Source organism: Mesorhizobium sp. M1050, from assembly GCF_040318715.1.
Lineage (GTDB): Bacteria > Pseudomonadota > Alphaproteobacteria > Rhizobiales > Rhizobiaceae > Mesorhizobium.
Genome location: NZ_JAMYMV010000132.1, coordinates 1 through 7,687, shown reverse-complemented (window position 1 = coordinate 7,687; position 7,687 = coordinate 1). Strand labels below are relative to the sequence as shown.

Annotated in this window: 5 protein-coding genes and 6 pseudogenes; 6 read left to right on the top strand and 5 right to left on the bottom strand. The window is 58.3% G+C overall.

Annotated features, from left to right (window positions below):
* Nucleotides 1-482 (top strand): annotated as a pseudogene (locus NKH57_RS32970) (hypothetical protein); the annotation flags it as partial.
* Between the two features lie 314 nt (nt 483-796).
* Nucleotides 797-1,753 (top strand): SMP-30/gluconolactonase/LRE family protein, encoded by a 957-nt coding sequence (locus NKH57_RS32965; protein WP_352950506.1) that lies wholly within the window; start codon nt 797-799, stop codon nt 1,751-1,753.
* Nucleotides 1,754-2,282: 529 nt separating this feature from the next.
* Here the strand turns inward: NKH57_RS32965 and NKH57_RS32960 are convergent.
* Entirely contained in the window at nt 2,283-2,609 is a 327-nt protein-coding gene (locus tag NKH57_RS32960; RefSeq protein ID WP_352486042.1) for a hypothetical protein, read from the bottom strand.
* Between the two features lie 37 nt (nt 2,610-2,646).
* Nucleotides 2,647-3,531, bottom strand: a complete 885-nt coding sequence (locus tag NKH57_RS32955; RefSeq protein ID WP_502907367.1) for an alpha/beta fold hydrolase — start codon at nt 3,529-3,531, stop codon at nt 2,647-2,649.
* Nucleotides 3,532-4,009: 478 nt separating this feature from the next.
* On the opposite strand from NKH57_RS32955, the pseudogene csgH reads away from it, so the two are divergent.
* Both csgH and NKH57_RS32940 read left to right on the top strand, forming a co-directional pair.
* A pseudogene (gene csgH / locus NKH57_RS32945) lies at nt 4,010-4,228 on the top strand (curli-like amyloid fiber formation chaperone CsgH); the annotation flags it as partial.
* 73 nt (nt 4,229-4,301) lie between these two features.
* A pseudogene (locus NKH57_RS32940) lies at nt 4,302-4,505 on the top strand (alpha/beta hydrolase); the annotation flags it as partial.
* A gap of 4 nt (nt 4,506-4,509) precedes the next feature.
* Here the strand turns inward: NKH57_RS32940 and NKH57_RS32935 are convergent.
* Together NKH57_RS32935 and NKH57_RS32930 are read right to left on the bottom strand one after the other, a co-directional pair.
* A pseudogene (locus tag NKH57_RS32935) lies at nt 4,510-4,823 on the bottom strand (ABC transporter permease); the annotation flags it as partial.
* Between the two features lie 136 nt (nt 4,824-4,959).
* A pseudogene (locus NKH57_RS32930) lies at nt 4,960-5,136 on the bottom strand (nitrilotriacetate monooxygenase); the annotation flags it as partial.
* 178 nt (nt 5,137-5,314) lie between these two features.
* Here NKH57_RS32930 and gloA2 point away from each other — a divergent pair.
* Entirely contained in the window at nt 5,315-5,698 is a 384-nt protein-coding gene (gloA2, locus tag NKH57_RS32925; protein WP_023758542.1) for an SMU1112c/YaeR family gloxylase I-like metalloprotein, read from the top strand.
* 824 nt (nt 5,699-6,522) lie between these two features.
* Nucleotides 6,523-7,341 carry an alpha/beta fold hydrolase gene (locus NKH57_RS32920; protein WP_352601143.1) on the top strand — a complete coding sequence of 273 codons (819 nt, stop codon included), beginning with the start codon at nt 6,523-6,525 and terminating at the stop codon, nt 7,339-7,341.
* Nucleotides 7,342-7,565: 224 nt separating this feature from the next.
* Here NKH57_RS32920 and NKH57_RS32915 read toward each other — a convergent pair.
* A pseudogene (locus tag NKH57_RS32915) lies at nt 7,566-7,687 on the bottom strand (IS481 family transposase); the annotation flags it as partial.

Below are 7,687 nucleotides of genomic sequence, written 5' to 3'. Positions count from 1 at the left end.
GGATCGAGAGCAGCAATGCCGACGGCACTATCTTCACCGTGACCGACGCCTTCACGGTCTCCCATGTCTATGGCGGCGAGGGCGATGATACCCTCATCGCCAGTGGCTTGACACTCTCCGCCGATCAGAGGGACAGTATTTTTTTATCGAGCTCAGTCGAAGCCATCCGGGACAATAACGGACTCTACGGCAACGATCAGTCGAACGTTCTCCATGCTATCGCCAACGACACCATAACTGGCCAAGGAGGTAGCGACACGTTCGTATTCTCGGCTGGTTTCGTAAGCGCGGTGATCACAGACTTCACGCCAGGAACCGACATAATTCGGATCCCCGATGAGCTTTTCGCCACATTTCAGATCTTGGATTTTGCGACGCAACACAATGCGGATGTGGTCTTCGACACACTCACGGGAGATACCCTCAGACTCTACAACGTCAACCTCGCTAGTCTCAGCGCAGGCGACTTTGATTTGGTATGATTTGCAACCGGCGTCTACTTCGCGGCGGACTCGTGAAGATCCGAGAGGTCGCAAAGTACGAATATGCCATTCATTTTGTTTGGCTGGGGTTCTTGGAAGCTTTTCGAATCTTCTGCCTTGCGCCTCCAGCGGAATTGAGCGCGCTTCTGAAGGAGATTGGAAGGTCCAACCACGCAACCACGCGGTGGGACAAACTTGAACATTCGAGACGCTCGCGCACAGCGGGGGTTGCAGTCGCGAGACCGCTACATTGTGAGACCCGCTATTGAGGGAGCGCTCAGCTGGAACCTAGCTGTTCATCGGAAGGAACCGAAATGACAAGATTTCTGGTTGCCGACGCCGCAGACAACTTCCCATTTTGGCCCAATCTCCTGCTCATGAAAGCATTCGGCTGCACCTGCGCATTTCTCGCCCTTCTGTCGCTCACAACAGGTCCCACCGTCGCAGCGGATTCCTCCGTCGTCGCGCCTGGTGCGAAGTTGGAAAAATTGGGCGAAGGTTATGGATTCACCGAAGGTCCGGCAGCGGATATTGATGGCAACGTGTTCTTCACCGATGACCCCAACAATCGGATCGTTAAGTGGAGCGCGGCAGACGGGAAATTCTCCGACTGGCTCAAGCCAGCGGGACGCGCGAATGGAACTTACTTCGACAAGGTCGGCAATCTCATCGCCGTCGCCCCCGATAAGGGCGAACTATGGTCCATTGCGCCCGACAAGAAGGTTACCGTGCTGGTGACGAACTTCGACGGCAAGGTGTTCAACGGCCCGAATGACTTGTGGATTCGTCCGGACGGCGGCATCTATTTTACTGACCCTGATTTCGATTCATATCACGATCGCAACACGCGGGTGGACGGCCAAAACGTCTACTTCGTCACGCCCGACCGCAAGACCGTTACGCGTGTCACGAACGACCTGAAGAAGCCCAACGGCATCATTGGCACGCCCGACGGCAAATTGCTTTACGTGGCAGACTACGGCGCGAGTAGGACCTATGCCTACGATATCCAGCCCGATGGCGGGCTCACGAACAAACGCGTCTTCTGCAAACTCGGTTCTGACGGCATGACCATTGACTCTAACGGCAACGTCTATCTCACCCAGATTGGTGTGGCTGTATTCGATAAAATGGGAAAGAGGATCGAACAAATCGATGTGCCCGAGACGACGACAAATGTGACCTTTGGTGGCAAAGATAACGACCTGCTCTTTATCACTGCGACCGGAAGCGTTTACGGTCTCAAGATGAAGGTGAAGGGGGCCCGCTGAAGCCCGGTAGTGGGTCAGTTTGAAATCTAACGCCAGAAGCAGATCACATTCCGGCTTGATTGAACCTGTGCTCATTGGCGGAAAGAATCGCGTCCATCTATACACCACGCGCCGAATCCGACATCGAAGCATGCTCTTTTCGTTCGTTGTTCATCAAGAACCGGGAGCGCACGCTAGGAACTTGGCAGCAATCGGCCTTGTTGTGACGCTGCGCGGCGGATACGCCGACGTCACAGCTACTGCCACGCCATTTTTCGAGAACTTGACGCACCCAACTAGATACGCGGGATTGGTCAATCTGATGCTCAGAAGCGCCGAAACGATGATCCGGCCGGATCGGCCCTCCGCGAAAGCGGACCGGAGGTCCCGCACGACGATCAAAAGGATCGCCGCGGTGAGCAGGTAGCGCAATCCAGCCAACAAGAACGGCGGCGCGCCCGCATCGAGCCCGAACTTGATCGCGGCCCAGGTCAGGCCTCAGATCAACGACATGACCCCAAACCGCACGAGATTGCGCATGCCGCCCCGATCAACGCAGGTTCTGGTCGTCGATCAAGATGCGATGGACTTCGATGCGCTCGGGCAGTTCGATCAGCAACTCCGCATCACGGTCGAGATGATGCACTTCGGTCGGCCGGCGCTTGGTGAAGGCAGACATCGCCTCGAAGTCCGGCCAATAGGAGATGGTGGTGAACCAGGTCTCGTCGTCCCGGTCCTCGCGGAGAAGCTGGACGCCGAGCGCCACTCTCTGAAGCGGCGGAATACCCTCTGCCCGCATGTAGAGCTCGTAGATGTCCGCGATGTCGCGACGAGTGCGGCCGCGCCAGATACGCGCAATGGTCGGCTTCGTGGCCATGACGGTCTCCTTGTTGAAGTGTCGTTCGCTCCGGAGATTAGCGCAGCATGCGCGAGAGAAAGTTGCGGACGAGGGGCAGGGCTTCGTCAAAATGCGTCTCCAGCAGCCAGTGCCCGGCATCCCTAAGGAGATGCAGTTCGGCATTCGGCAGGTCACGGTAATAGGCGCGAGCCGATTCTTCCGGCATATAGCCGTCCTGCGGCCCCCAGATGATCAGTGTCGCAGGCTGGTTCTCACGCAAATAGGATTGGTAGCGCGGGAACCATTCGAGGTTTTGTTCAAGCTTTTCCATCAGCGCCACCGACACGGCCCGACGAACCGGCGTATCCATCAGTGGCCAATGAAGCTTCCAAAGGTCTGGCGGAAGGCGGCTGGCGATCTCCTCCGAAACCTCCCCGACGAACTCGTTGCGAAATCCTTCTTCGCTCACCGCCTCTTCAAGCGGACGATGGTTCTCGTCCGTCTTGTCTGCCCACCATGCCTTGATCGTCGCATATTTGGGACCAAGCACGTCCTCGTAGACGTCGCCGTTCTGGATAATGAGCGCCGCGATCCTGTCTGGATGCGCGATGGCGTGCCGAAGGCTGATCTGCGATCCATAATCATGGAGCCAGAGGGCGTAGTGCTCTAGTCCGAGCGCATCGGTCACGTCAGTGAGCACGTCGGCATAAGCATCGAAATCATACCCGAACCCGGCCGGCTCCGGCGTATCGCTGTATCCAAAGCCTGGCCAATCGAAGGCGACGGTGCGCCAGCGGTCGGACAAAGCGGGCATAAGCCGTCGAAACTGGAAGGAGGAGCACGGATAGCCGTGTGGTAGTAGCACGGCCGGAGCATCCTCACGGCCAGCCTCGCGGACAAAGAGGTCTCGATCGCCAACCCTAACGTGACGATGTCGCGTTGCTTCACGTTGCATAGCCATCTCCTCGGTTAGAATCATCTAAATGCACTTAGATGGGTCCTGTTCCAAAGAGATTGGTGCTTGGCTTGTTGCAGACCACGTCGAGAAAATGGTGGTTCCGCAAACTTCCGCTCCCTCCAAAAACGCAGGTCTTATCAACGACTGACGCCATCGAAGCGGCGTGATCGTACAGTAGTGATCGATCGGATGTGACGTTCATAGCCGTTCGAGATTGCGGTCCTTGCCGATCAGCCAAGCTGCTCGGTTATGAAGCATTTCCGGCTTAAGATGCCATCGCACCAACATCTTCCAATCCTCGTGCCCCGCGACCAGCGCTATTTGTTCAATGTGAACCCAGCTTCGAAAAGGCGGCTGGTCCCTTCGTGGCGCAAATCATGGAAATGAAGGTCATGGACATTCAGTTCTGCGCACCGAAGCATCCCGGCCGTGCGGTAGGGCGCTTGCCTCCGTGTTAATCTCGGCCGGCGCGCTGGCGGCCATGGCCACCGCTGTCCCTCGGGCCGGTGCGCTGCAAGATCCGGCTACGCAGGAAGGCGGCATGGTCTCGCTGGAGGCGCTCGCCCATGCCGACAAAAGCGTGAGCGGCACCTATTCCTTCCATGTTGAAAGTGCCGCTCGCACCGGCGACACCAACATCGGGCAGGACGGCGCCTTCAGCACAGCGCCCGGCAAGCCAGCTACGCTCAGCGCTGTCACGCTCGACGCGAAGGGCGGCGTCTATGACGCCAGGCTCGAGCTGACGGTCAATGGCAAGAGGGGAGGACCTCGACACGGTCTCGCCCCGGCCCCTGCTGTTCATCGCCGGCGACCAGGCTCATTCCCGGGAATTCAGCGAGCTGGCGTTCTCCAAGGCCGCCGAGCCGAAGGAACTACACTGAGTCAAGGGCGCGGGTCACGTCGATCTGTATGACCGTGTGAACCTCATCCCGTTTGACAAGCTGAAGTCATTTTTAGATCAGCACCTCAGCGCCTGAACCAGAGCAAGCTCTTGCGAGGCGATTGCTGCAGGATTGGGTCGAGCGCGGTCTCGACCGCGCGCACCTGGCCCATGAACAGACCGAGCGGAATGGCGACCGCGACGGCTGCTGCGAAGGCAATGCCGGCACGCTGCAGGCTGATGGCGATGTCGCCGAGCAAGGCGCCGCCAGCGAGCCCTTTGCACAGAGCGGCAGCGATCATGTCCACAGAGCGGCAGCGATCATGTCGATGGGCGGCAGCACAGCGGCGTTCACCGACCCGGCGCTGCTCGCCACCTGCCACAGCACCGGAAATCCGACGAGAACGCCATGGCGACAGGAAGCGGCCCGCGGTCAAATTGCCGAGGCGCAGCAAATCGACACCGATGTTAGTCCGGTCTCTGTGCATGCCGATGACGGCCGGCTGTTCGACGTTCTGCAAAGTCATCGTCTTGCCCTTCGCTTCAGAGGGTTATTCGGCGGCCAGCACGGTCGAGCGTGCTGATGTCCACGGGTTTTCGGGACGTCGGAGGCCAAGGTTCTCGCGCGGCGTCCGCCCTTCGTAAGCGGTGCGGAACAGGCTGCGGCGCTGCAGCTCCGGAATTACCAAATCGACAAAATCGTCGAGCGCGCCCGGCAGCAAGACTGGCGGCTGACGAGGGCGGCCGACATTGGCGGATTTGATTGCCGTCCGGCGGCGACTTAATGTCGCCGATTGCGCGCAGATGAAAATCCGTATGGAGGAGGCGAGCCTTCGCGGACGGAGACATCAACAAGGTGCCACATACCCGATGTGACCTTGGCCCCAAATCCCAGTAGTTAGCAGCATGCTGAACGCCATTCACCACGTCGCGCTCATCTGCACCGACTACGACCGGTCGCGACGGTTCTACGTCGAACTCCTCGGCCTCGATCTGATCCGGGAAGTCTATCGGGAGGAGCGGCAGTCATGGAAGGCGGATCTGCGGATCGGATCGGTCCAACTGGAATTGTTCTCCTTCCCCGCACCAGCGATGCGGTCGTCCCATCCAGAGGCGACAGGCCTGAGACATCTGGCATTTGCCGTTGCGAATCTTGATCCCGTAATTAAGCGGCTGGAAGCCGCAGGCGTTGCCGTTGAGCCAATCCGGATCGATCCGTATACAGACCAACGGTTTACCTTTTTCAGGGACCCAGATGGATTGCCGCTGGAGCTTTACGAAGCTCCATAAGGAAACGATTTGCCCCATTCGCGACCACGTCGTCGAAGGTGGGGACGCCACTGCCTTTTGAGAACGGCACGTTACAGGAAAGGCACTTGGCTCCTCGAACGACGGTCTCTTGCTGGGTGTGGCCGTCCTGGCCGATGAATCCTACAGCAGATCTGGTCGAGGTCAGGAGGGGACACGGTTTCGGGATCTATCTGGAACTGATCGGCGTCAAAAGCCGCGGCGCAGTCCACATCAAAAGTCCGCGTATTGACCTCTTTCCAGAGTTCCATTTCAATCATCTGCAGGCCCTCGGGACATAGTGCATTCCGCGAAGCTGTAAGGGGTGTCCGCAATATCGTATTCCGATCGCCATTCAGTGACCTGCGCGCCGATGAGATTTCTCCCGGCCAAAGTATAGAGTGCTGCCACGACGTCGAGGTTTGATAAGGGATACGGTCGGCGTCCTGCAAAATGGGGCCAGCCGCAGATCCAGGGGTGGGTCCGGACTTGAGGGTCCGCGGCGCCGACCGGCTTGATCGTCTATACCTCGATCATGCCCGCTATCATATCAGGCAATACGCATGCCGCCGTCATAGCGATCGCCGAACGAGCGCCGAGCTGATCAAGAACGCCAACCAGTTGAATATGCCACGCGCAAAGCAGCCGTTTGATACGCAGAATGACATGCATCGATACGCAGCTGGACGGCAATTCCTATCCGCAGGTTCGCAATCTTCCCGCGGCACAAGAAAGTAGAGACTGAGCCCTTGTCTGACCAACCGCCACTTTTCAAAAATTTTTCGGTTCACACCGTCAAGGTCGGCTCTATCAACATCAATTGCCGTGTGGGCGGTGAAGGACCGCCCTTGCTGCTTCTCCATGGCTGCCCTCAAACCCATGTCATGTGGCACAAACTGGCGCCAGAGCTCGCCAAGACATACACTGTGGTGGCCAGCGATCTGCGCGGTTATGGCGACAGCAGCAAGCCCCAGGGATTGCCCGATCATGCCAATTACGCTTTCCGCGAGATGGCATCCGACCAGCTGGCGGTCATGAAATCCTTCGGGTTCGACCGCTTCTACGCGATCGGACATGACCGTGGCGCGCGGGTGCTGCACCGCATGGCGCTGGATCATCCCCAAGCGCTGGAAAAGGTCTGCCTGCTCGACATCTTGCCGACAGGGTTTCTCTACGCGCAGACCGACAAGAATTTCGCCTCGCGCTATTGGGAATGGTTCTTCTTCATCCAGGAAAGTGACTTCCCCGAGACCCTGCTGGCCGCCAATCCTCTAGCGTTCCTTCGTTATGAGATTGGGGATCTCGTGGACGCCGGCTCCATCACACAGCCTGCGTGGCAGGAATATCTGCGCGTCCTGTCGCACAAGGACGCCATGCATGGCATGTGCGAGGATTATCGGGCGGGCGTTAGCATCGACTTGCAACAGGACGAAGCGGATTCGGGAAAGCGCATCGAGTGCCCGCTCCTAGTGCTGTGGGCTACGCAAAACCCGATATGGTTGCAATTCGACATGCTCGACGTTTGGCGTGGCTTCGCTCGCAACGTTCAGGGCGCCGCGATGCCATCCGGCCACTACATGGCCGAGGAAATTCCTGAAAAAGTTCTCAACAAGGTCCTGCCCTTTCTGGGCGAACGGCGACCGTAGCGCCGCCTCGAGTCGGAACACCACGTCTATCGGCATCCCGTCCGCAATACGCAAAGCGGTCGCGACAGCGCCTAAGGCGCACAGTTAACAGCGACACGCCGCGTGACGTACGCCTCGCGCAGTAACACTCTTGTCGTGAAAGCAACAATCGAGATCATCAGGCAGGCGAGCGTAGTTGCGCGGTTACGGCATGCTGTGCTCGGCAGAACGGTCAATGTCGAGCCCTAGTTGTGGAGCCTCAACAGGTTGTCCTCGGTTAAAGCGAGGCGACTGATGGGCGGTTTTGACTTTAGGCTGCCGTGGGGGCGATGCCAATTATATCTGTGCAGCCAGACCGGCAGTTCGG